The sequence below is a fragment of the Cupriavidus sp. 01L415 genome, assembly GCF_056400065.1.
In genome coordinates, this window is sequence record NZ_JBFTSP010000045.1 from 1 (window position 1) to 23,998 (window position 23,998).

At 67.0% G+C, this 23,998-nt stretch carries 20 protein-coding genes, 2 tRNA genes and 1 pseudogene; 14 read left to right on the plus strand and 9 right to left on the minus strand.

Annotated features, from left to right (window positions below; all coding sequences use genetic code 11):
* From AC1DOX_RS29360 to AC1DOX_RS29385, 6 genes are all read right to left on the minus strand, one after another.
* On the minus strand, nt 1-158 hold a 158-nt coding region (locus AC1DOX_RS29360), incomplete at its 3' end, for an NAD-dependent epimerase/dehydratase family protein (protein WP_441624172.1).
* Nucleotides 155-1,096, minus strand: a complete 942-nt coding sequence (locus AC1DOX_RS29365) for a formyltransferase (protein WP_441624139.1) — start codon at nt 1,094-1,096, stop codon at nt 155-157. The genes AC1DOX_RS29360 and AC1DOX_RS29365, both read right to left, overlap by 4 nt.
* Nucleotides 1,084-2,085 (minus strand): glycosyltransferase, encoded by a 1,002-nt coding sequence (locus tag AC1DOX_RS29370; RefSeq protein WP_441624141.1) that lies wholly within the window; start codon nt 2,083-2,085, stop codon nt 1,084-1,086. The genes AC1DOX_RS29365 and AC1DOX_RS29370 overlap by 13 nt, the downstream gene beginning before the upstream one ends.
* On the minus strand, nt 2,064-3,239 hold the full coding sequence (locus AC1DOX_RS29375) for a DegT/DnrJ/EryC1/StrS family aminotransferase (RefSeq protein ID WP_441624143.1): 1,176 nt from the start codon (nt 3,237-3,239) through the stop codon (nt 2,064-2,066). The genes AC1DOX_RS29370 and AC1DOX_RS29375 overlap by 22 nt, the downstream gene beginning before the upstream one ends.
* A 4-nt stretch (nt 3,240-3,243) precedes the next feature.
* Nucleotides 3,244-3,615, minus strand: coding sequence for a DMT family transporter (locus AC1DOX_RS29380; protein ID WP_092141312.1), 372 nt, complete (start codon nt 3,613-3,615; stop codon nt 3,244-3,246).
* Nucleotides 3,612-5,348: a glycosyltransferase family 39 protein gene (locus AC1DOX_RS29385; RefSeq protein ID WP_441624145.1), complete on the minus strand. Its 1,737-nt coding sequence runs from the start codon at nt 5,346-5,348 to the stop codon at nt 3,612-3,614. Before AC1DOX_RS29385 ends, AC1DOX_RS29380 begins: the two co-directional genes overlap by 4 nt.
* A 412-nt stretch (nt 5,349-5,760) precedes the next feature.
* Here AC1DOX_RS29385 and AC1DOX_RS29390 point away from each other — a divergent pair, with 412 nt between their 5' ends.
* Complete coding sequence (locus tag AC1DOX_RS29390) at nt 5,761-6,630, plus strand: hypothetical protein (protein ID WP_441624147.1); 870 nt, start codon at nt 5,761-5,763, stop codon at nt 6,628-6,630.
* 94 nt (nt 6,631-6,724) lie between these two features.
* Here the strand turns inward: AC1DOX_RS29390 and AC1DOX_RS29395 are convergent, their stop codons facing one another.
* Nucleotides 6,725-7,000: an amino acid ABC transporter permease gene (locus AC1DOX_RS29395; protein WP_092141321.1), complete on the minus strand. Its 276-nt coding sequence runs from the start codon at nt 6,998-7,000 to the stop codon at nt 6,725-6,727.
* Between the two features lie 164 nt (nt 7,001-7,164).
* Nucleotides 7,165-8,118, minus strand: coding sequence for an amino acid ABC transporter substrate-binding protein (locus AC1DOX_RS29400; protein WP_441624149.1), 954 nt, complete (start codon nt 8,116-8,118; stop codon nt 7,165-7,167).
* A 280-nt stretch (nt 8,119-8,398) separates the two neighbouring features.
* Between AC1DOX_RS29400 and AC1DOX_RS29405 the strand changes: the two genes are divergently transcribed.
* From AC1DOX_RS29405 to AC1DOX_RS29455, 11 genes and pseudogenes are all read left to right on the plus strand, one after another.
* Nucleotides 8,399-9,484 carry an acyltransferase family protein gene (locus AC1DOX_RS29405; RefSeq protein WP_477101644.1) on the plus strand — a complete coding sequence of 362 codons (1,086 nt, stop codon included), beginning with the start codon at nt 8,399-8,401 and terminating at the stop codon, nt 9,482-9,484.
* A 299-nt stretch (nt 9,485-9,783) separates the two neighbouring features.
* Complete coding sequence (locus tag AC1DOX_RS29410; RefSeq protein WP_441624153.1) at nt 9,784-11,022, plus strand: GTP cyclohydrolase II; 1,239 nt, start codon at nt 9,784-9,786, stop codon at nt 11,020-11,022.
* A complete protein-coding gene (locus AC1DOX_RS29415) occupies nt 11,019-12,323 on the plus strand; it encodes a URC4/urg3 family protein (RefSeq protein ID WP_441624155.1) in 1,305 nt (434 codons plus the stop codon). Before AC1DOX_RS29410 ends, AC1DOX_RS29415 begins: the two co-directional genes overlap by 4 nt.
* Nucleotides 12,324-12,415: 92 nt before the next feature.
* Entirely contained in the window at nt 12,416-13,108 is a 693-nt protein-coding gene (upp, locus tag AC1DOX_RS29420) for a uracil phosphoribosyltransferase (protein ID WP_092141339.1), read from the plus strand.
* Nucleotides 13,108-13,767, plus strand: a pseudogene (locus AC1DOX_RS29425) (TetR family transcriptional regulator C-terminal domain-containing protein); the annotation flags it as partial. The gene upp and the pseudogene AC1DOX_RS29425, both read left to right, overlap by 1 nt.
* A gap of 210 nt (nt 13,768-13,977) precedes the next feature.
* The gene (locus AC1DOX_RS29430) at nt 13,978-14,985 is read left to right on the plus strand and encodes a BMP family protein (protein ID WP_441624157.1); all 1,008 of its coding nucleotides are present in this window, start codon (nt 13,978-13,980) and stop codon (nt 14,983-14,985) included.
* A 119-nt stretch (nt 14,986-15,104) separates the two neighbouring features.
* Complete coding sequence (locus AC1DOX_RS29435; RefSeq protein WP_441624159.1) at nt 15,105-16,670, plus strand: ABC transporter ATP-binding protein; 1,566 nt, start codon at nt 15,105-15,107, stop codon at nt 16,668-16,670.
* Nucleotides 16,660-17,751: an ABC transporter permease gene (locus AC1DOX_RS29440; protein ID WP_441624162.1), complete on the plus strand. Its 1,092-nt coding sequence runs from the start codon at nt 16,660-16,662 to the stop codon at nt 17,749-17,751. Before AC1DOX_RS29435 ends, AC1DOX_RS29440 begins: the two co-directional genes overlap by 11 nt.
* Nucleotides 17,751-18,701, plus strand: coding sequence for an ABC transporter permease (locus AC1DOX_RS29445; protein WP_441624164.1), 951 nt, complete (start codon nt 17,751-17,753; stop codon nt 18,699-18,701). The genes AC1DOX_RS29440 and AC1DOX_RS29445 overlap by 1 nt, the downstream gene beginning before the upstream one ends.
* A 23-nt stretch (nt 18,702-18,724) precedes the next feature.
* Entirely contained in the window at nt 18,725-20,008 is a 1,284-nt protein-coding gene (locus AC1DOX_RS29450) for an amidohydrolase family protein (protein ID WP_441624166.1), read from the plus strand.
* A 113-nt stretch (nt 20,009-20,121) separates the two neighbouring features.
* Nucleotides 20,122-20,208, plus strand: a tRNA-Leu gene (locus AC1DOX_RS29455).
* Between the two features lie 70 nt (nt 20,209-20,278).
* On the opposite strand, the gene AC1DOX_RS29460 is transcribed toward AC1DOX_RS29455, so the two are convergent.
* Entirely contained in the window at nt 20,279-22,198 is a 1,920-nt protein-coding gene (locus AC1DOX_RS29460; RefSeq protein ID WP_441624168.1) for a GGDEF domain-containing protein, read from the minus strand.
* Nucleotides 22,199-22,426: 228 nt separating this feature from the next.
* Here AC1DOX_RS29460 and AC1DOX_RS29465 point away from each other — a divergent pair, with 228 nt between their 5' ends.
* Entirely contained in the window at nt 22,427-23,383 is a 957-nt protein-coding gene (locus AC1DOX_RS29465; protein WP_441624170.1) for a hypothetical protein, read from the plus strand.
* A gap of 89 nt (nt 23,384-23,472) precedes the next feature.
* Nucleotides 23,473-23,549 (plus strand) — tRNA-Arg (locus tag AC1DOX_RS29470).
* The last annotated feature ends 449 nt before the right edge of the window (nt 23,550-23,998 follow it).

The following is a 23,998-nucleotide window of genomic DNA, read 5'->3' on the forward strand; positions in this document are numbered from 1 at the left end:
CCTTCGAAGAAGTGCATGCGCGGATGGTTCACCAGGTCGCCCAGGCGGTCCGACGACATATCCATGCCGTAGACCTCCCATTGCGTGGTTTCCAGGATGCGGCGCGTCAGGTGGTGGCCGATGAAGCCGTTGACGCCAAGAATCAGGACCTTTTTCATCGGTGTTCCTCTCTGGACTGTGCGGTAAGAATGTGTTGGAAATCGGAGGTGGAGACTGGGCTCGCGTGGTCGGCGGTGCTGCCTTCCAGCAGTTGCCGGACCCATAGCGCGCCGCCGTCGCCGCAGATGGCGATGATGCGGCTGCCGTCGACGTGCAGGCCTGGCGTCAGGCCTGCCGGCGCTGCGGTGGCGTCGATGCGGCGCGCCTGCGCGACGATGAAGCGTCGGCTGCCCAGGTCCGTGAAGGCGCCCGGGTAGGGCGGCGCCACGGCGCGGATCAGGTTGTACACGGCGCCGGCCGGTTGCGTGAAATCGATGCGGCCGTCCTCCGGCTTGCGGCCGGAGAAATAGCTGCCATCCGCGAGCCGGTTGGGGCGCTTGGGCGTGTGGCCGGTCATCATGGCCGGCAGCGCACGCCATAGCGTCTGCTCGGCGGCCACGGTGACTTTCTCGAAGACTTCGCCCGCGGTGTCGTCAGGCAGGATCGGCACGGCGGTCTGGTCGACGATATAGCCGGCGTCGGGCTTGGCTTCCATCGCATGCAGCGTGGCGCCGGTCTCCGTCTCGCCGTGCAGCACGGCCCAGTTCACGGGCACGCGCCCGCGATACTTGGGCAGCAGCGACCCGTGCATGTTGAACGCGCCACCGGGGGCCAGCGCCAGCACATCGGCGGGAATCATCGACCGGTAGTAGAACGAGAAGATGACGTCCGGCTTGGCGGCGCGCACGGCGTCGGCCAGCGCGGGGTCGGCGGGGTCCTCGTTATAGAGGAAGGACAGGTTCAGGTCTGCCGCCGTATCGGCCACGCGGCGGAACCAGATATTTTCGTCCGGGCGGTCGCGATGCGTGACGACCAGTGCCACATCCACGCCGCGCGCGTGCAGCACACGCAGGCAGCGGTCGCCGACGTTGTGGTAGGCAAAGACTACCGCGCGCACGAGGCCTCCGTTGCGTTGGCTTGGGCATCCTGCTCCGGGTCACGCTCGAGCACCGCCTGGATGCGATAGCGCGGGCGGTCGCGTACTTCCTGATAGATCCGGCCGACGTATTCGCCCAGCAGGCCGATGCCGAACAGCATGATGCCGACCAGGAAGAAGTTCAGGGCGAACAGGGTGAACACACCCTGGACTTCCGAGCCCAGCAGGAAGCGACGCACCAGCAGCACCACAAACAGGCCCGCCGACGAGATCGACAGAATCGTGCCGATGGCCGAGAACCACTGCAGCGGAACGATCGAGAAGCCCGTGACCAGGTCGAAATTCAGCCGGATCAGCTGGTAGAGCGAATACTTGGATTCGCCGGCGTGGCGTTGCTCGTGGCCGACCTCGATTTCCACCGGGTTGGACGAGAATGTATACGCCAGCGCGGGAATGAAGGTGTTGACCTCGCGGCACGCGTTGATCGTGTCGATGATGTTGCGGTCGTAGGCGCGCAGCATGCAGCCCTGGTCCGTCATCTTGATCTTGGTGATCTTCTCGCGCAGCCGGTTCATGGCGCGCGACGCATAGCGGCGGAACGCGGTGTCATTGCGCTGGCGGCGGATGGTGCCCACATAGTCGTGGCCACGGCGCATCTCTTCCACCAGCCGCGGGATTTCCTCCGGCGGGTTCTGCAGGTCGGCGTCGAGCGTGATCGTGATACGGCCGCGGGTGTGCTCGAAGCCGGCCAGGATCGCCATGTGCTGGCCGAAATTGCCGTTGAACAGGATGACCCGGGTCACGTCCGGGCGCTTGTGGTACTGGGCGGCCAGCATCTGCGCCGAGCGGTCCGAACTGCCATCGTTGATGAAAATGATCTCGTACGATTCGTCCGTGGCGTCCATCGCCGGGTAGACACGGTCGAACAGTGCCTGCAGCCCATCCTCCTCGTTGTAGACGGGGATGACGACCGAGACCTCGACGGGGCTTAGTGAGAGAGGCGTTTGCATGTTTCGCTGAGGATTGCGCATACCCGCTCGACATCGGCGGATTGCATGGCGGGGAATAGCGGCAACGTGACGATGCCGCGGCCAATGCGTTCGGCGTGAGGGAGCATGCCCTCGCGCCAGCCCAGTGAGCGGTAGTGTGAAAACAGGTGGATCGGCGGATAGTGCACGCCGGTGCCGATGCCGCGTTCGCGCATGGCTTCCATGACGTGCTTGCGCGCTTCGGCCGGGCCGCCGCGCATGCGGTCGGTGGGCAGCACCACCTGGAACATGTGCCAGTTGGTGGTGGCGTTGGTGGCTGAGAGCGGCAGCGGCAGTTCGATGCCCAGGTCCGCCAGCCCGGCATCCGCCGCACAGCGGAAGTAGGTCTCGGCGAGTTCGGCGCGCCGCGCGGTGATGGTGTCCAGCTTCTGCAACTGGGCCAGGCCGATGGCGGCGTTGACATCGGTCAGGTTGAACTTGCCGCCGGGTTCCTCGACATCCATGCCGTCCATGCCGGTGCGGATCACACCCTGCAGGCGCAGGCGCTCGGCGCGCAGCGCTTCCTCGGGCGTGTTCATCACCAGGCAGCCACCTTCGACGCTGGTGATGTTCTTGTTGGCCTGGAAGCTGAAGCTGACCAGATCGCCGAACGCGCCGATGCGCTGGCCGCGCCAGCGCGAATCGATGGCCTGGGCGGCATCCTCGATGATGCGCAGGTTATGGCGCCTTGCAATGGCGTACAGGCGGTCCATGTCGACCGGCAGGCCCGACAGGTAGACCGGCATGATCGCGCGCGTGCGCGGCGTGATGGCGGCCTCCACGGCGTCGAGGTCGATGTTGCGCGTGCGCGGGTCGATGTCGACGAAGACCGGCCTGGCGCCCACGGTCAACACGACGTTGGCCGTGGCCACCCAGGTGATCGAGGTGGTGATGACTTCGTCGCCGGGGCCGATGTCGGCGATGCGCAGCGCGATCTCCATCGTGGCGGAGCCGTTGGCGAAGGTACGCACGGGGCGGCCGCCGAAGAGTTCCGACAGCGCGGCTTCGAACGCCTGCATTTTCGGGCCGGATGTGATCCAGCCGGAGGCCAGCACCTTGCCCACTTCCGCAATGGTGGCGGCGTCGATTTCGGGGCGGACGAACGGCAGGAAATCCTGCGGAGCGGTAGCGGTCATGGTCCTAGGAACGGGCAATGAGGAAAACGCCAGCCAGTATCAGCAGGATGCCGGCCACGCGCAAGGGACCGATGATCTCGCCGAACAGCCACCAGGCGGCCAGGGCATTGACGACGTAGCCGAGCGACAGCATGGGGTAGGCGATCGACACGTCCACGCGCGACAAGCCCACGATCCAGACGCCCACGCTGATGACATACAGCGTCAGGCCGCCGATCACCGGCCACTGCGTCAGCACGCGGAAGGCCGTGGTCAGCAGCGTGGCGCGGTCGATGGTGATCGCGCCGATGGTGTTGACGCCGGCCTTGAGCAGCAATTGCGCGCACGCATTGAGCAGCACGCCGGCAAAAATGAAGGCAAAGGTCGATAGCGTCATGGCGCGGATCGGGGCTCCTGGGGCTGGGCCGGCGCGGGCGTGCCCGGCGGCGGGAAATTGCTGATGACGACGCGGCGTACGTCGCGTGCCACTACATACATCGGGATCTGGCGGGCCGCCAGGCTGTCGTAGGTGTCCGGCGACATGATACCCATCGCGGGCTGGCCGTCGCGCCAGCGGGCGAGGAACTGGTCCACGGTGGGAATCCACTTGGCCGGCTCCTGCTGGACGCCGAATTCCAGCTCGTCAGGGTGCTCCACCATGGTCAGCGTGTGGCCAAGGTAGAACGGCAGGGTGTGATCCAGCACGCCCACGCCGTAGAGCGGCATGTCGGGTTTCAGCACTGCCTGGATGGCCGGCACCATATCGACACCGGACGCGCGCCGGCCCATGACCTCGTGGCCCATCAGGCCGATGGTGCAGGTCAGGTACATGGCCAGCGCGAAAGCCGTGATGCTCGGGAGCAAGCCGCGCGTGCGCAGCAGGCGCCGCGCCAGCAGCATGCCGGCCAGCAGCGCCGCGAAGGCGGCGCCGATGTAGACGGCAAACGCCCGGAAGACTTCGTTGGGGTTGGTCGGGCGGTCCAGCGTGGCCACCACCGGCGCGGCGATCAGCCCGACCACCGCCAGCGCCAGCAGCGCGTTGATCTGGCGCTTCCATGAACGCTCGTTGATCTGGTCCAGTGCCACGCCGGCCAGCATGGCCAGGGCCGGGAAGACCGGCACGATATAGCCTGGCAGCTTGGACCCCGACAGGCTGAAGAAGGCAAAGATGGCAATGAACCACAGGAAGGCCATCAGCGCCGGCTGGAATGGCTTGCCGCTGGCGCCAAGCACGGTGCCGGCGCGCTCTCGCACGGTATCCCACATCCGCGGGGTCAGGCCCAGCCAGGGCAGGAAGCCCGCCACAAGCAGCGGCACGAAGTACCAGACGGAGCCCTTGCGCGAGTGCACCGTGGAGGTATAGCGGTCCCAGTGCTCGTGGATAAAGAAGAAATGCGGGAAATCGGGATTGGTCCTGGAGATCAGCCAGAACCACGGTACGGTGACCGCCAGCAGGACGACGATGCCGGTGGGCAGATGCAGTCGGCGCCACAGGCCGAAGTCGCGCGTAGTCAGCGTGTAGACCACCAGCACCAGGCCGGGCAGGGCGATGCCGACCAGCCCCTTGGTCAGGATGGCCACGCCCATCGCCACCCAGCACGCCAGCATCCAGCCGCGCCGGGCGGCAGGCGTTGCCTCCGGGTGCTGGGCCAGCATCATGAATGCCAGTACGCAGGCCAGCGCGCCGGACAGCGTCATGTCGAGCGAGTTGAAGTGGCCCGCCACGCTCCACATCGGCGCCGCCACCAGGGCCAGGCCGGCCAGCAGGGCCGCGCGGGTGCCAAACCAGCGTGCGGCCGCCAGCACGGTGGCGGCCAGGCCGACGACGCCGGACAGGGCCACGCACAGGCGCGCCTGCCAGTCGCCCACGCCGAACAGCTCGTAGGCGATCGTTGTCACCCACATATGGAAGGGCGGCTTCTCGAAGTACTTCAGGGCGTTGTAGCGGATCGTCACCCAGTCGCCGGAGGCGAACATTTCGCGCGAGATCTCGGCGTAGCGGCCTTCGTCGGGGCGCAGCAGATGGCGGGCGTCGAGCGTGCCGAACCACACCAGCAGGACTGCGACGACGACCAGAGCGATCATGCCAACGGGCAGCCCGTCATTGCGCGAGGGCGATGAACTACGCATAAATCTCCTGAAAGGGCCGGATACCGGGGGCGGTCTTGGAGGCCTGGCCGTGCGGCGGACACCACAAAACGCGGCACGAGCGAATTCGGTGGACAACAGCTGGCGCCGCAGCGATGGGAGCCGGGCGTCGCGGCATGGTTCCCGGGCGCCGGGCGGGAACCCCGGGCCGTCCACCGTGGCGCGGGCGCGCAATGGTAGCACGAGCGTATCGGGCGGCCCTTTTCTGGCCCCCTATCTGGCGCCGCTTTTGGCCCCACCTCTGGCCCGACTTCCTTCCCCCGGATCCGGCCCCGATTTCGCTGTCCCCTTCCACACAGCCATTTCCGGCACGCCGATTTCGCGCAATACTTCTGGCTGGCCGGCTTCGCGTCGCCGCCCGCAACGACGCGCCACGGAAATCGGGTACCCAGTGATGAAAACCGCCCTGATGTGCGCCTTGCTGTGTGGTGTGGCGATTAAGGCATTTGCACAAGCCTCGGCGCCGATGCCGGATGCCGCACCGGTGGCGGGCGTCTCGCCGGTCCCGATGCCGGTTGGCGCCGTGCTGTGCGATGCGCCGTGGTTCCGCTCCGGTTCCCGCGTGCAGATGGAGGGCGACGGCGACTTGCCGGTGTCCATCACCATGACGTTGCGGGACGTGATGCGGACCGCGCGGGGCTGCAGCGCGCAGTTGGAAGTCCGCTCCAAATCGGCGCTGTCCGCGCTGATGGGGCCACCGGTGGTCATGGATCAGGTCCACGAGATCAATATCGACCGCAACAGCGCGACGGCCCGGACCCGCATCGACAGCCGCAATGCCGTCATCAACGCCCGCGCCCGCTATGCGCGCATGTTCGGGGAAGCCTCGTTCAGCGGCAGCGGCGTATTCAACTATGCCGGCCTGGAGATCAAGGAAGGCGCGATGCTCGACGGCGAGACCTTCCAGTCGAGCGTGGCGCTGAAAATCTACCCGCTCGGGTCGGATACCGTGGTGGGCACCATGCAGGCGCTGCACGCGTCGATCATCGTTGGCTCGCGCCATGTGGGCCGGCGCCAGATGATCGACACGGTCATGGGGCGCAAGCAGTGCATGCCGATCACGTACGAGAAGCGCACCTCGCTGGGCCCGCTGATGGTGGGAGACGAGATCCTGCAACTGGAACCCAGCGTCCTGTACGTGACCGACTGGTACTGCCCGGCCGAAGCCTTCGTGTTGCGCACCGAGATCCGGCAGAACAACAAGGTGCAGCGCGTGGATGTGACCGCGCTGGAGATGGTGGACACCGAGCCGGAGTCGCGCTGAAGGCGTCACGCTGAAACTGGCGACCGCGTGGGCGGCAAACAAAAAACCCCGGGTGGGACCMCGGGGTTTTTTCTGAGCAGCGATCAGCGACCAATCAGTTGCCTTGTGCAGCCTTTTTGGTCTTCTTCGTCTTGGACTTCTTCGGCGCGGTCGACTGGTCGACCAGGTCGGCGCGCGTGCTCTTGTTCGCGCCCTGGCTGTATGGATCGAACTTGTCGCCTGACTTGGCACCCTGGCTGTAGGTGTCAAATTTCTCGCCGGACTTGGCGCCCTGGGAATACGGGTCGAAATTCTTCTTGTCTTGCGCCACGGCGGCAACCGAGGCGGTGGCGAGGCCAAGCGCGATGGCGGTGGCGATGAACTTGTTCATGTGTTCTCCTGATGGATGCCGCCTGGCGGCGGTTCGCGTTTTGCAGGGCTACCGGCCGGTAAGTCCCGCTCAGGCCAGTGTCGCCAAGCCCGCGAAGGCCGTCAACTCAGGGGTTGTCCGGGGGCAACACGCCAATGTTGCCCCGCCGGAACGATGCCGGGCGCCTATTCCGTCACAACGTCGGACGGGTGCTTCCAGGCCTGTAGGACCTCGCCGGAGGGCGCCAGGGCCAGGTTGGTGCCCCGTGCGCCAATCGGCTGCTGGAACCAGCGTTTCTGCAGCGCGTTGGCATCGGGGCCGGCAAACGTCGTGGCCAGGGTCTGGTCCACCAGGCGCTTCCATTCCGGGTCGGCCTTGGACATCATCAGCGCGTTCTGCTCCACGGACAGGGCGGGGCCGACGATCACGTACTGCGACGGGTCCTTGGACTTGGCGCGCAGCCCGGCCAGCAGCACGTCGTCCATGACAAATGCCTGGGCGCGGCCGGTTTCCAGCAGCAGGAACGATTCACCGTGGTCCTTGGCGTAGACGTCCCGGTAGCCATACTCGGCCTTCAGGCGGCGCACGTGGCGGTCGCCGGTGGAGCCGGCACTGGTGACCACGGTCTTGCCACGCAGATCCTCGAACGAACGGATGCCCGAATCCGCGCGCACCAGCATGCGCACGGTGGATACATAGTGCGACACGCTGAAGGCCACCTGTTTCTGGCGCTCCAGCGTATTGGTGTTGGGTGCGCAATCCAGGTCGACCAGTCCGTTGACCACGGCCGGCACACGGTTCTGCGGCGTCAGCGGCAGCCAGCGCACCTTGATGTCCTTCAGGCCCAGCTTCACCCGCGCGGCCTCGGCGGCGCGCAGGCACAGGTCGACGGCATACCCGGCCGGCTGGCCCTTGTCGTCGGCAAATGCAAACGGCAGGGCGGATTCACGATAGCCCAGGGTGATCGTGCCGGTTTCGCGGATCTTGTCCAGCACGGGGCTCTGGGCATGGGCGGCGGCAGGTGCCAGCACGGCGCTGCCGAGCGCAATGGCGGCCAGCAGACGACGGGGTGAGCGGGACGAGGACCAGAAAGCGGACCAGGCGGAAGACCAGGACGAGAACGACGCGAAGGAGGACATGAAACGCGAATCCGGCAAAAGAAACGAAGGGTATACCCGCACCGCCGGCACGCGAAGGACAACTTTCTCATAAGCTAATTTCGCGCCCTCGCAACCTTGCCTCTACGGCGTTGGCAGGGAAAAGCGTCGAAAAAGGATCAACGACGGGCAGGAATGGCCCCCGCGATGGGGCGGGCGGCACACTTCAGGCGCGTGTTACATCAAGTTACGCGCCGGGCACATTTTCGGAACGCACCAGTGCGGGTACAATGCGCCCACTTTTGTATTGTCTCTATAACAAATGAGCCCCCGTCCTTCTCGTCTGGCGTGTGTGGACGCGCTGAAGGCGGTCAGCTCGCAGCTGATCGTGCTCCACCATCTGGCCTTCTACGGCCCGATGTCCGATGCCGCCCAAGCGTTGGCTCCCGGCCTGATCGGCTGGCTGGCCGACTATGCCCGTATCGCGGTGCAGGTTTTCCTTGTCATCAGTGGCTTCCTGGCCGCCCGCAGCCTGGCCCCCGGCGGCTACCTGACCGTGGCGAGCCCGATGGCCACGCTCTGGCGCCGCTACCAGAAGCTGGTGGTGCCCTTCACCGTCGCCATCCTCGTGGCGATTGCCGGTGCCGCCATCGCGCGGACCTGGATGACGCACGACTCGATCCCGGCAGCGCCGCACCTGATGCAGGTTGTCGCGCATCTGCTGCTGTTGCACAACATCCTGGACGTGGATGCCTTGTCCGCGGGGGTCTGGTACATCGCCATCGACCTCCAGCTCTTCGCGTTGCTGGTGTTGACCTTGTGGCTGGCGCGCGGGGTGTCGCGCCACAGCCTGCCGCTGGGCGTGCCGCTGGTGGCCGCGCTGGCCGTGGCATCGCTGTTCTGGTTCAACCGCGATGCCAGCTGGGACGTCTGGGCGATCTACTTCTTCGGCGCCTATGGCATGGGCGCGCTGGCGTTCTGGGCCTCGAACCCGGAGCGCTCGCCGATGGCGCTGATCACGCTGGCCGCCATCGGGGCGGCGGCGCTGGTGGTGGATTTCCGGCTGCGCATCGCGGTGGCGCTGGCCACGGCACTGCTGCTGGCGATCGCCCGCCGGGGCGAGTGGCTGGAGCGCTGGCCGGGCGGGGCGATGTCCGCCTATTTCGGCAAGATTTCCTATTCGGTATTCCTCGTGCACTTTCCGGTGTGCCTGGTGGTCAATGCGGTGGTTTCGCATCTGGCGCCCGGACAGCCGGTGATCAATGCACTCGGCATGGGCCTGGCCTGGGTGGCCAGCAACATGGCTGGCGCGATCTTCCATCGCTATGTGGAGGCCGCCAACCCGCTGCGGACGCTGCGCATGGCCGTCTGGCCGCCGCGCGAGGACCGGGCGACTTCCAAGGCCTGAACCGCAATCATTGTTCGACAAGAACGGCACGCAACTTCACGGTTGCGTGCCGTTTTGCTTTGGGGCGCGCGGACCGGTCCTGGTCTTGCGCGAAGCGTCGTGGTGCGCATGCACCCAGATGTACCGTGCGAGATACCGGGGCGGCGCGCGGGCGGCACAGCGGCGGTGCGTGCGTCATGTCACGCACCGTAACAACCCCAGTTGGGCGATGGCACGAACGTTGCCTACTATGAAGCTATAAACCTGACCATTTGGTCAGGATTCCTGATCCCGGGGAACGTCCGGGAGACGAGGCTGCCATGTCCGACCATATCGTCCTGACTTCGCACGCACGCCACGGCAAGCCGGCCGAGCCGATCCACTGGGGCGCCCCCACGGCGGCCGAGCGGGGGCCCGTGATTGCCAGCCTGACCGATCCGGCGCAGCGCAATGTCATCGGCACCCATGCCGGCGCCTACGCGATCTATCGCGCGCTGGCCGTGGCGTCTGGCAGCCTGCAGCGCGCGCATCGTCCGGACCTGACCGACACGGCGCCGGCCGAAGCCATCGGCCCGCATCCGCAATGGGGCGACCCGGACAAGATCGTTTCGCTCGATCCGTGGGGCCACCTGGTTTCCACCGTGTTTGCCGATCGCATCGCGGCCGGGGTGGATATCCGCCCGACGATTGCCGTGACGCGCGCCCATATCAATATGCCGGAGCTGACCGCCGCCATCGCCGCGGGCCGGCTGAAACCCGATGGCGAGATCCTGTTTCCGAATGGCGATGTGCGCGTGACCAAGGCCGCCGTCGATCCGGTGTGGTACCTGCCCGGCATCGCGCGCCGCTTCAACATCAAGGAAAGCAACCTGCGCCGCAGCCTGTTCGAGCAGACCGGGGGCATGTTCCCGGAACTCGTGACGCGCCCGGACCTGAAGGTCTTCCTGCCGCCCATCGGCGGCATGACGCTCTACTTCGTCGGGGACGTGGCCAAGCTTGGCCATCCGGAAACACGCGTGGCCTGCCGCGTGCACGACGAATGCAATGGCTCCGATGTGTTCGGTTCGGACATCTGCACCTGCCGGCCGTATCTGGCGCATGGCATCGAGGTCTGCATCGAGATGGCGCAGGAAGGCGGCGTGGGCCTGGTGGTCTACAACCGCAAGGAAGGCCGCGCGCTGGGCGAGGTGACGAAGTTCCTGGTCTACAACGCGCGCAAGCGCCAGGTGGGCGGCGACCGCGCCGAGACCTATTTCGCGCGGACGGAATGCGTGGCGGGCGTGCAGGACATGCGCTTCCAGGAACTGATGCCGGATGTTTTCCATTGGCTCGGGATCAGGCGGATCGATCGCTGGGCTTCCATGAGCAACATGAAACACGGCGCGCTGACGGCGCAGGGCATCGAGGTGGTCGAGCAGGTGGCGATCCCCGAGGCGCTGATCCCTGCCGACGCGCGCGTGGAAATCGATGCCAAGGTGGCGGCGGGATACTTCACACGGTATGCGCCGCCCGATGCTGACGAACTCGCCCTGGCAAAGGGCAGGGGGTTGAAGGAATGAACCAATATCCCGACGGGGGCACGTCCGGACACGACGATGGCACCGGCAGCGGCTGGCATAGCCCCGTCCCGGCCGACCATCCCGCGTCCGCGCTGTTGAGCGCGGAGGCGGTGCGCACGCATTGCGCAATCGTGACCGGGCACGTGGCGTCCGGTGAGTCAGAGCACTTCACCTGGAATCCGGACCGGGTCCACGCGATTGCCGATTACGTGGCCGCCACCATCCGGCGCCGCTATCCGACCCTTCAGGTGCCCTACCACAGCCGCTGGCGCCATTTCGAGAGCGGCGGCCCGGGGGAAGAGAAGCTCGACCGCTGGCAGATCCTGTGCGAGCGTGCCGGCATGTCGGGCGTCGACCATTGTGCGGAACGCGCGCGCATCGGCATCGACCTGGTGATCCCGAGCGTGCTGCTCGATGCCGGCGCGGGGCCGGACTGGCGCTATCGCGATCCGGCCAGCGACCTGATGCTGACGCGATCCGAAGGCCTTGGCGTGGCCAGCTTCGACCTGTTCGCGCGCGGCGGCTTCTCCGCCGAGCACGGCGACCCGCTGCGGGCGGACGGCGAGCGGCTGGCCCGCATCGATGCCTCGACAATCGCCACCGCATTCCAGGTGGCGCAGCACAATCCGCTGGTCGGCCTCGAGGGCCGCGCCGGATTGCTGCGCCGGCTGGGCGAGGTGGTCCAGGCCACGCCCGCTGTCTTCGGCAAGCCGGCCCGGCTGGGCAACCTGTATGACTACATCGCCGCGCATGCGCGCGACGATCGCATCGAGGCCAGCTTCGTGCTGCGCACCTTGCTGGTGGCGCTGGGGCCGGTCTGGCCGGGCCGTGTGCAGATCGAAGGGATTTCGCTGGGCGACTGCTGGCGCCATCCGGCCGCGCCGGGGGGGCTGGTTCCGTTCCACAAGCTCACGCAGTGGCTGACGTACTCGCTGCTGGAGCCGCTGGAAGACGCCGGCCTGACCGTGACGGGGCTCGATGCGCTGACCGGCCTGCCTGAATACCGCAACGGCGGGCTGCTGTATGACTTCGAACTGATGGTGCCGCGCGATCCGGAGTTTGCCAAGGTGACCCATACCGTGGATGAACCCGTCATCGTCGAATGGCGCGCGTTGACGGTGACGGGCCTGGATCTCGTGGCGGATGCCGTGCGCCAGGCGCTGGGCGTCTCCGAGGCAGACTTCCCGCTGGCACGTGTGCTGGAAGGCGGCACGTGGGCCGCGGGGCGACGCATCGCGGCACAGCGCCGCGAAGGCGGCCCGCCGCCCTTTGCGATCCAGAGCGACGGCACGGTGTTCTGACGCGAGATTTTTTTCCCTGCAGGCAGCCAGGCGGCGGGCCGATGGCCCGTCGCGCCCCGAATCCAGCGAGTCTTCCACCCTAGGAGCGCACCATGAACGACCTGTCCGCCGTGCCCACTGCAGCGGAGACCTTTGCCGAGACTGAAGCGGCGGCGTCGCCCTCGCTGATGGTGGTCAATCATCCGCTGGTACAGCACAAGGTCACGCTGGCGCGCAGCGAGGAAACCACCACCGATAATTTTCGCCGGCTGGTGCGCGAGATCAGCCAGTTGCTGACCTATGAGGCCACGCGCGACCTGGCGATGGAGACCATCGCCATCAAGACGCCGATCGCGCCGATGCAGTCGCCGATCCTGTCGGGCAAGAAACTCTGCCTGGTGTCGATCCTGCGCGCGGGCAATGGTTTCCTGGACGGCATGCTGGAGCTGCTGCCGGCCGCGCGCGTGGGCCATATCGGCCTGTACCGCGACCCGGAGACGCTGGAGCCCATCGAGTACTACTTCAAGATGCCGGAGGACATCCACGATCGCCTGGTGATCGTGGTGGACCCGATGCTGGCCACGGGCAATTCAGCCATTGCCGCCCTGAACCGGCTCAAGGAGGCCGGCGTCACCACCATGAAGTACGTCTGCCTGATCGCCTCGCGTCCCGGACTGCGCGCGCTGCAGGCCGCGCATCCGGATGTGGCGATCGTCACCGCCGCGATCGACGAGCAGCTCAACGACCACGGCTATATCGTGCCCGGTCTCGGCGATGCCGGCGACCGGTTGTACGGCACGAAATGATGGACGCGCTGGCCGCCGCCCACACGGGCGTCGCCGCGTCGCGGGAGCCCGGCGGCCGCATCCGCCAGGAGAACGAGGCGCTGATCCTGCGCGCGGCGGAGTACGTCTTTGCCCGCGCCGGCTTTGCTGGCGCGACCATGGCGGACATCGCGATGCGCGCCGGCGTGCCCAAGTCCAACCTTCACTACTACTTCCGCACCAAGCAGGCGCTGTACCGCGCGGTGCTGGCGCACACGCTGCAACTCTGGCTATCGGAAACCGACATCATCAGCGCCGACTACGCGCCGCGCACGGCGCTGGAGCAGTACATCCGGGCCAAGATGCGGCTCTCCGCGAGCCATCCCGACGCGTCGCGCGTGTTTGCGAACGAGCTGCTGCACGGCGCACCCGAGATCGGCGGCGTGCTGCGGGAGGCGTTGCGCGAGCTGGTGGCGCGCAAGGCGGTGGTGATCCGCGCGTGGATTGCCAGCGGGCAGATGGCGCCGGTGGACCCGCGCCACCTGTTTTTCACGATCTGGGCGGCCACGCAGACCTATGCTGACTTCGAGACGCAGGTGTGCGCGGTGCTGGGCGTGAGCCAGCTGGACGCGCAGGACTTCGCGCAGGCCACGGAGCACCTGGTGGCATTGCTGCTGCGCGGTTGCGGGCTCGATCCCGACCCGGGCGACCCGGGCGACTCGGCCGACACGAGCGACTCGACGGAATCGTCGATGACATCGGGTCCGGCGGGCATCGGGGACATCGCCGACATAACGGTGATGGCCTCGGCCTTCTCGCGGCGCGCGCCGGATATCGCCTGAGCCGGGCGGCACAACAAGAATTCCAACGCAGTACTCGATACGCGCTCGACGCGAAAGGGGAGTGAAGTCATGAACATGGAACGCTATCGCCGCACCTGGCTGAAGGCTGCCGCCGCAGGCGCCGCGCTGGCCGCCATCGGCGTCACGCCGCTGGCCCACGCGCAGGCCAAGGTCAAGGTGGCCGCGGTGTACACGGTGCCGGTGGAGCAGCAGTGGGTGTCCCGCATCCACAAGGCATTGAACGAGGCCAAGTCCCGTGGCGAGATCGACTATGTGTTTTCGGAAAGCGTCTCCAATGCGGACTACGAGCGCGTGCTGCGGCAATACGCGGAGCAGGGCTCCGGCCTGATCGTCGGCGAATCGTTTGCCGTGGAAGCCGCAGCGCGCAAGGTGGCCAAGGACTACCCGAAGATCGCGTTCCTGATGGGGTCCTCGGGCAAACCGCAGGCGCCCAATTTTTCCGTGTTCGATAACTACATCCAGGAGCCTTCGTACCTGACCGGCATGATCGCGGGCGGCATGACCAAGACCAACCACATCGGCATGGTCGGCGGCTATGCGATCCCCGAAGTCAACCGGCTGATGCACGCGTTCATGGAAGGCGCGCGCGAGGTCAATCCGAAGGTGAAGTTCACGGTGAGCTTTATCGGGTCCTGGTTCGATCCGCCCAAGGCCAAGGAGGCGGCGTTCGCCATGGTCGACAAGGGCGCCGACGTGCTCTACGCCGAGCGCTTTGGCGTGTCCGACGCGGCCAAGGAGCGCGGCAAGCTGGCCATCGGCAACGTGATCAACACGCAGCCGCAATATCCGTCGACGGTGGTGGCGTCCGCACTGTGGAACATGGAGCCGACCATCGGTGCCGCGCTGGCCAAGGTCAAGGCCGGGCAGTTCAAGAACGAGGACTACGGCCAGTATTCGCTGATGAAGTACAAGGGCGCGGAACTGGCGCCGCTGGGGACGTTCGAGGGCAAGGTGCCGGCCGACCTGGTGGCCAAGGTCAAGGCGAAGGAAAAGGCCATCCTGGACGGCAAAACCACGGTCAAGGTGGTGGAGACGGAGCCGAAGTCGACACCTTGATGACGGCCTGACGACGGCATGCCAACCCGGTACTGATGCGGTATTCAGCACCCGGGCAGGCCGCTTCTCCCCTCTCGCGCCTGGCGGAGAGGGGAGACCCCATACCTAGAAACTGATCGATGTCGAACGCTCCCCCCGTCCTCCGGCTTGCTCATATCACCAAGCGTTTTGGCCCGCTGACCGCCAATGACGATGTCTCGCTCGCACTCCATCGCGGCGAGGTGCTGGCGTTGCTCGGCGAAAACGGCGCGGGCAAAAGCACGCTCGTCAACATCCTGTTTGGCCACTACGTGGCGGATGCCGGCACCGTGGAGGTCGACGGCGTGCCCCTGCCGCCGGGCAATCCACGCGCCGCGCTGGCGGCCGGGGTCGGCATGGTGCACCAGCATTTCACCCTGGCGGATAACCTGTCCGTGCTGGACAACATCCTGATCGGCACGGAACCGCTCTGGCGCTGGCGCCAGCAGCGCGGCGCCGCGCGGGCGCGCGTGCAGGAACTGGCCACGAAATTCGGCCTGGCTGTGCAGCCGCAGGCCCGCGTCGGGGCGCTGTCGGTCGGTGAACGGCAGCGCGTGGAAATCATCAAGGCGCTCTATCGCGGCGCACGCGTGCTGATCCTCGATGAGCCGACCGCCGTGCTGACGCCGCAGGAGGTCAACAGCCTCTTCAGCACGCTTGCGCAACTGATTGCCGAAGGGCTTTCCGTCATTTTCATCAGCCACAAGCTGGATGAGGTGCTGCGCGTCTCGCATCGCGTGGCCGTGCTGCGCGGCGGCAAGATGGTGGCGACGCGCGCGGTGGCGGAGACCAGCAAGCCAGAACTTGCCGAACTGATGGTGGGCCGGCGTGTGGAGATGCCCACGCGCGATGCGGCAGCGACGCCCGGCGCGCTGATCGCCACCCTGGATCGCGCCAGCGTGCCGCCGGCCGAAGGCCGCGTCGGCCTGCACGACGTCACGCTGGCGCTGCACGCGGGCGAGATCGTTGGCATCGCCGGCGTGTCCGGCAACGGGCAGGTGACGCTGGCGGAGCTGATGAGCGGCATGCTGGCGCCGTCGTCGGGCCGGCTTGCGATCGCAGGGGCGCACCTGCCGGCCGAGCCACGGCGCTGGATTGCCGCGGGCGTGGCCCGGGTGCCCGAAGACCGGCACGCTGAGGGCGTGGTGGGTGACCTGGCCGTCTGGGAGAACGCCATCGCCGAGCAACTGGTCAACCCGGCGTTTGTCCGCGCGGGATGCATTCGCGGTGGCGCCGCGCGGCGCTTCGCCGCAGCGCTCGTGCAGGCGTTCGACGTGCGTGGCGGCGGCATCGACGTGCCCACTCGCACGCTTTCCGGCGGCAATATGCAGAAGCTGATCCTCGGGCGCGCGCTCTCCGTGCGCGGTTCCGGCACGCCGCAACTGGTGATCGCCAGCCAGCCGACCTGGGGACTGGATATTGGCGCGGTCGCCTACGTCCACCGGCAGTTGCTGGAAGCCGCAAGCGGCGGCGCGGCGGTGTTGCTGATCTCGGAGGATCTGGATGAGCTGCTGTCGCTGGCGGACCGCATCGCGGTGATCCACGGCGGACGCGTGACGCCGGCGCGGCCGGCCTCGGCGTGGACCATCGGTACGCTCGGCCTGGCCATGGCCGGCGCCGACGCTACACACGGCATGCCCGAGGCGGAGGTGGTCCATGCGGCTTGAAGCACGTACCACAGTGTCCCGCACGGCGCTGGTGGCGGCGCCGTTCGGCGCCATCGTCGCCACGCTGCTGATCTGCGCGCTGCTGGTGGCCTGGGCCGGCGCGCCGGTCGGCAAGGCCTACCTGTTGCTGCTGGAAGGCGGATTCGGGTCGCGCTTTGCGTGGTCTGAAACGCTGACCCGCGCCACGCCCCTGATGCTGACGGGACTCGCCGTCGCCGTGGCGTTCCGCACGCGGCTGTTCAACATCGGCGCCGAGGGGCAGCTATACCTTGGCGCGCTGGCCGCCGTGGCGGTGGGCGGCCAGGTGGATGGCGCGGCGGCCCCCTGGGCGGCAGCGCTGCCCAACGGCGTGCTGTTCGGCCTGATGGTGGCGGCCGGGATGCTGGCCGGCGCGCTGCTGTTGCTGCTGCCGGCCGTGCTCAAGCTGCGGCTGGGCGTGGACGAGGTGGTCACCACGCTGCTGCTCAATTTCGTGGTCTTGCTGGGTGTATCGATGATGCTGGACGGGCCGATGAAAGATCCGCTGGCGATGGGCTGGCCACAATCGGTGGCGCTGGTGCCCGAACTGGAGCTGACGCGGCTGCTTGAGCGCTCGCGCGTGCATAGCGGGCTGCTGATCGCGATGGCGCTGGCGGTGGCGATCTGGGCCGTCAACCGCTTTACCGTGTTCGGCCTGCAGATGCGCGCGGTGGGTGCCAATGCCCGCGCGGCCGCATTCGCCGGCATGCCGGTGGCGCGCGTCACGCTGCTTGCGGCGCTACTGTCCGGCGCGCTGGCGGGGCTGGCCGGGGTGGTGGAAGTGGCCGGCCGCACCGGCTATCTGACGCTCGATATTTCGCCCGGCTATGGCTATGCGGGCGTGGTCATCGCCATGCTGGCCGGGCTGCATCCGATTGGCGTGGTGGCCGCGTCGGTCTTCGTGGCCGGGGTGCTGGTGGGGGCGGACGGCATGAGCCGCGCGGTGGGTGTGCCCAACGCCATCGCCGACGTCATCGTGGCCGTGGCGCTCTTGACCATGCTGGTGGCGACGATGCTGACGCGCTACCGCGTGCGTTTCGATCGCATCGGGAGGGCCGCGTAATGGAGCTTCTCGATATCCTCGCCGGGGCGCCGTTCTGGATTGCGGTGCTGCGCGTGGCCACGCCGCTGATCTTCGGCACGCTGGGCGTGCTGCTGTGCGAACGTGCGGGCGTGCTCAACCTCGGCATCGAAGGGATCATGGTGGCCGGCGCGTTTTCCGGCTGGCTGGCCGTCTACCACGGTGCGCCGCTGTGGGGCGGCGTGGGCGTGGCGGCGGCGGTGGGCCTGGCCTTCGGCCTGCTGCACGGATGGCTGACGGTGTCGATGGCGCTGTCGCAGCACGTGGCGGGGCTTGGCGTGACGATGCTGGCGACGAGCCTCTCCTACTATGCGTACCGTCTTGGCTTCTCACAGGTCTCGACGCCGCCGACGATCACGCCGTTCGCGCCGATGACAGCGTGGCAGCACGTGCCGCTGATCGGCCCCGTGATGGCGGGCGAAACCGCGCTGACGCTGCTGGCGTTGCTGATGGCGCCGATCATCGCCTGGCTGCTCTATCGCACCCCGCTGGGGCTGGCCGTGCGCATGGTCGGCGAGAATCCGGCGGCGGCCGAAGGGCAGGGCATTCGCGTGGGTGCCATTCGCATCGGGGCGATCATGGCCGGCTCCGCCTTGATGGCGGTTGGCGGCGCCTTCCTGACGTTGTCCGCGTTCAACGCGTTCTTCTTCAACATGATCAACGGCCGGGGCTGGATCTGCGTGGCGCTGGTCGTCTTTGCGTCCTGGCGGCCGGGGCGCGCGTTGCTGGGCGCGCTGCTGTTTGCCGCATTCGACGCCTTGCAGTTGCGGCTCCAGCAGGGCGGCGTCAGCTTGCCCGGCCTTCCGGCGCTGCCCTATCAGGTCTACCTGATGCTGCCCTATGTGCTGTCGATCCTAGCGCTGGTGCTGGTGGCGCGCCGCGCGGCGTATCCGCAGGCGCTGATGAAGCCCTACCGCAAGGGCGAGCGCTGATTCCTTTACTTTCCGAGACTCTCATGTTCGACCTTATCCTGCGCCACTGCACATTGCCCGACGGACGCACCGACATCGACATCGGCATTGCCGACGGCAGGATCGCCGCGCTGGAGCGACGGCTGGCTGCCACCGGCGGCGAGGAGATTGACGCCGCTGGCCAACTGGTGACGCCGCCGTTTGTCGATGCGCACTTTCACATGGACTCCACGCTGTCATACGGCCTGCCGCGCGTGAACCAGTCGGGGACGCTGCTGGAGGGCATTGCGCTGTGGGGCGAGCTCAAGCCGTTGCTGACACAGGACGCACTGGTGGAGCGCGCGCTGGCCTATTGCGACTGGGCGGTGGCCAAGGGGCTGCTGGCGATCCGGTCGCACGTGGATATCTGCGATCCGCGCCTGCTGGCCACCGAAGCGCTGCTGCATGTCCGAGAGCGTGTGAAGCCGTATCTGGACTTGCAACTGGTGGCGTTTCCGCAGGACGGGGTGCTGCGATCCCCGGGCGCGCTGGAGAACCTGCGCCGGGCGCTCGATATGGGCGTCGACGTGATCGGCGGGATTCCGCACTTCGAGCGGACGATGGCGGACGGTGCGGCGTCGGTGAAGCTGCTCTGCGAGGAAGCGGCCGCGCGCGGCCTTCGCGTGGATATGCATTGCGACGAGAGCGACGATCCGATGTCGCGGCACATCGAGACGCTGGCGAGTGAATCGGTGCGGCTGGGGCTGCAAGGCCGCGTGACGGGGTCTCACCTGACATCGATGCATTCGATGGACAACTACTACGTGTCCAAGCTGCTGCCGCTGATGCGTGAGGCCGGGGTGGCGGCCATCGCCAATCCGCTGATCAACATCACGCTGCAGGGGCGGCACGATACGTATCCCAGGCGGCGCGGCATGACGCGTGTGCCGGAGATGCTGGCGGCGGGCATTCCGGTGGCGTTCGGGCATGACTGCGTGATGGACCCGTGGTACAGCCTGGGCACGGGGGACATGCTCGAGGTGGCGCACATGGGCCTGCACGTCGGCCAGATGACGGGGCAGGACGCGATGCGTGCGTGCTTTGCAGCAGTGACGGAGACGCCGGCGGCGATTCTCGGGCTGGAGGGGTATGGCGTGGCACCGGGCTGCCGGGCCGACCTGGTGCTGCTGCAGGCGCGCGATCCGGTGGAGGCGATCCGTCTGCGGGCGACGCGCTTGATGGTGCTGCGCGCGGGCAAGGTCGTGGCACGCACGCCCGCGACGACTGCGGTGCTGTCGCTGGAGGGGCGGCCATCGCAAGTGGATTTCCAGTTGCGTCGCGGTGGGTGACGAGCGCGGAGCGCGCGTGGCGTCCGGATTTTTTAGGGCAGGGTGTTGACAGCCATCGAGCGTGTCAGCATAATTGCGTTCTTCGCATCGCAGCAGCAATGCAGCGAGACGAAGCCCAGATGGCGGAATTGGTAGACGCACTAGGTTCAGGTCCTAGCGGTGGCAACACTGTGGAGGTTCGAGTCCTCTTCTGGGCACCATATTCGAGGCCCCGCGCAAGCGGGGCCTTTTCATTTCTGCTTGCCGACGGACAGGAGCGCCCCCGCTCTTTCAGGTCGCCGCTGCCGCGGGCATCGTGCCCGACGTGACTTCGCCCGCCATGCCCGGTGCGTGCCGGACGCAATTGCGTCCATCCGACTTCGCCTGGTACAGCGCTGCATCGGCTGCGGCAAACAGCGCGTCCCAGTGCCGTTGCCCTCGCGGGCCCATCGCCACGCCAAAGCTTGCCGTGGCCTCGAGCCTCGCGCCGCCAGACAGCCGGATCGTGTGCGCGGCAATGGTCAGTCTCAGTGTCTCCGCCAGCGCCAGCGCGCGCGCGCCGTGCGTCGCCGGCATCAGGATCGCGAACTCCTCGCCGCCGAAACGGGCAGGCACGTCCGGTGCGGAGACGTGCGAGCGGATCAGGTCCGCGATGTCGCGCAGCACGGCGTCACCCGCCGGATGGCCGAACCGGTCATTGATCCGCTTGAAGTGATCCAGATCCATCAGGATCAGGCAGACCGACTCACGCACGCGCTGGGCATTCGCCTCGTCCGCAAACAGGTCGTCCGCGTCGTCGATCTGGCCGAATCCCGCATAGCTCGCGTTCAGCATCGTGGTCGGTGCGTCACGCAGGTGTCCCGCCATGAGTTCCAGCGCACGGCGGTTCAGCAGGCCAGTCAGGCCGTCCGTGCGCGCCTGGTGTTCCAGCTCCTCCGTCATCGTGGCGCGCTCGCGCAGCTTGCGGCGCAGGATGTCGAGTGCATCGAAGAGCCGGCGCAGCTCGCCGGCCTGGCGTGCGTTTTCGGGCATTGCGGCAAAGGCCGGCGGGGCGCGTTCCTCGGCCAGCGCAATCACCTCGTCGCGCGCCGCCAGCAGCGGGCGGAACAGCGATCGCTGGGCAAACAGCATCAATTGCGCCAGCACCGCGAGGATCAGCGCTGCCGCACCGCCGGCCGCCAGCAGCACGCGCAATGCGCTGTCGCGGCTGGCATCGAAATGCCGGATCACATCGTCCAGGAAGGTCTTGCGCAGACGTTCCAGCGGTTCCAGCGTCGGCACGTAACGGTTGGTCAGTTCCGTGGGGGTCATCGAATAGTGCCCGCCGACGCGGCCCTGGGCGACCAGGCTGTCGACCATCTGCAGCCCCTGGCCGAAGAAGCGGCGATCGGCATCGGCGTAGGCTTCGCGCAGCGCGGGCGCGTCGCCGTAGAGGCTGTAGGTGGCGCCCGTCAGTTGCCAGAGCTCCAGCAGCCGGCCGCGCGTACGGTTGAAGTCGACGAGGGTACCGAGCGGCAACGACTGCCGCGCGGCAATCGGCGCGATGATGTTGGAGGCGATGCGGCCGCCGTATTCGCGCAGGTCTCCCAGCATGCGGCCCGTGATGGCTGGCGCGGCCAGTCCGGCGTTGCAGCTGGAAAGCTTCTTCACCTGCCAGCTGATTGCAGGTTGCAAGGTATCCACGACCTCGAACATGCCTTCGATGGCGTGCTGGATGTCTTCGAGCTGGCGCTGGGGGAGGGGCAGGGCGCTCAGGCGGTCGATCTCGGCGCGGGCGCGCGTCAGCCGCTCGCGCACGCGGTCGATCATCAGCGGGGGCACCGGGTGCGCGTGCAGCCAGAACGGTGCCGGGGGCGGATCGGTCAGGCGGGCCAGGGCGGCGTCACTGCGCGCGCGGAACCGGTTCAGCCGCTCGCGGGCCGGGCTGTCCGGCGACAAGCCCTCGCCCATGACGCTGTTGGCGGGACCCCGCTCGGCGGACAGCACGTTGGCGGCGTCCAGCAATTCACGGTATCCGGCGATGTCGTACAAGTTCTGGCGGGCCGTGGCGAAATCGCTATAGGAGCGCGCCATCAGCATGCCGGCCAGGCCAGTCGCGCAGAATGCGGCCACGGCGGCGCCCGCGCCCAGCTTGCGGCGCAGGCTCGGGCCAAACTGGCCCGGCAAACCGTGTCTTGCTGCGCGCCGCCGCAGGGTCGGCCAGCCGGGCATCGGGATCTCCAGGTAGAAATGTCTCGGGGCGGATCCTAACGAAGCAGCAACGCTTTGCATAGTCAGACAATTGCCGTTGCGCGCATGCCTAAATTGTCTGCTTGCTTGTACGATCTCTGCGGGTTTCGTCCTGCGCGAGACCTCACATTCCAGGTAACCATCGACCGGTGTTTGACCTATCCTCAAACTGATCGGGCAAGGTTTAGAACGCCCGACGAGGTGGTTGCCATGTCCGTGCTGAAGCTGTACGGGAGAGAGGAGGAGGCCGGGAGCCATCCCGGATGGGGACGCTGTGTTGCCGCCGACCCAGGCCACCATCCTGTTCTCCACTGGTGTTTTCTGCTTGCGCTGCTGGCCAGCGCCGCCGCTCACGCGGACTTTGCGAGCGGGCCACCCGGCGACGAAGGGCCGCGAGTCTGGGTAACCGTGGAACCCGAGGAGCCCGCAGCGCCGCCGGTGGCCGCAGAGCCCCCGGTGTCCGCAACGCCCACGGTATCCGAAGTGCCCCCGGTGTCCGCCACATCCCCGACTCCATCCGCGATTCCCGAGACGCCATCGATGGTGCCGCCACGCATGATCAGCGAGGACGAAAACCCGGATCTGCCCGTCCCCGTGCACGCATCGCTGCCGCCGAGATCGGCGCCGGACGCCGACCATGACACGCACCCACTGAGCGGCATCGACCGTGAGGTCGTCTCATTCCGCGAAGGCCCGCGGCGCCCATTGCTACATCTCGACGATGTCGCCACGGCCACCGGATTTGTCGATAGCCGTGTGCGCAGCATGGCGCTGGCGCTGGACACGCCCCTGTCGCGCAATGCCAATGGGCTGACTTTGCAGTCGCGCGTGGAAATGGCGTATCGCCCCGGACTGTCACCGGTGCCGGGCAACTGGGATGCGCCGCCCGGAGAGGCCAATGCCACCGGCCTGGCGGTGCGGTTGTACGGCTCCAAGCCAACGCGGCTGAACGGGGTGTATCCGTTCGTCGAGGCCGACTGGTGGCAGGACAATCGCGCGCGGACGATCAATATCAATGGCACCCGGATCGATACCGACGTGCTGCGCGGCCTGCTGTCGTTCAACATCGGCGCGCACAGCAATTCGACGACCGGCCTGAAGTTGTGGGTCAAGGCGCGAGGCGGGAAAAATGCGGGCGGTACGCTGGGCGCGCGCTACCGGTGGTAGCGCTGGCGGGGCTGCGGCGCACAGAGGGGAAGAATTTTCACGAAACGCTTGCACGCGAGGCGAATTGCGATACAATTGCGGCCTCGCGTGCGGCTGTAGCTCAGTTGGATAGAGTACTTGGCTACGAACCAAGGGGTCGTGGGTTCGAATCCTGCCAGCCGCGCCATCTATAAAAAGGGAAAGGGCTTCCGGAAACGGAAGCCCTTTTTCTTTGTGTGCGCCCGGCAGGGCGCACTTACTTGGGGGTGCAAGTTCCCTACACACCCGGCAAGGGGAAGTGTTAGCGGAAGGCAAGGGTTTCCCGGGCGACCGGGAGTCTGAAGGAAGCTGGAAGCAAAGCGCTGGCCTGACGAACAGGAAGCGGATACGAGGCGACGCATTGGGGTGAGGCGGCACAAAGAGCCAAAGCCCAATACTTGCACGGAACGATGCGGCGTATATCCGACAGGCATAAGCGTGAAGGTGAGTGCGTCATACCCAATGGGATGGACGCCCCCACTCGTAACGGCATCGATGTGCCAAAGTGGAAGTGTCGAGCAACCACTTGAACGAAGGGAGCGTCATCATGCAGCTTACGACGATTGGCATCGATCTGGCAAAGAACGTATTTCAGGT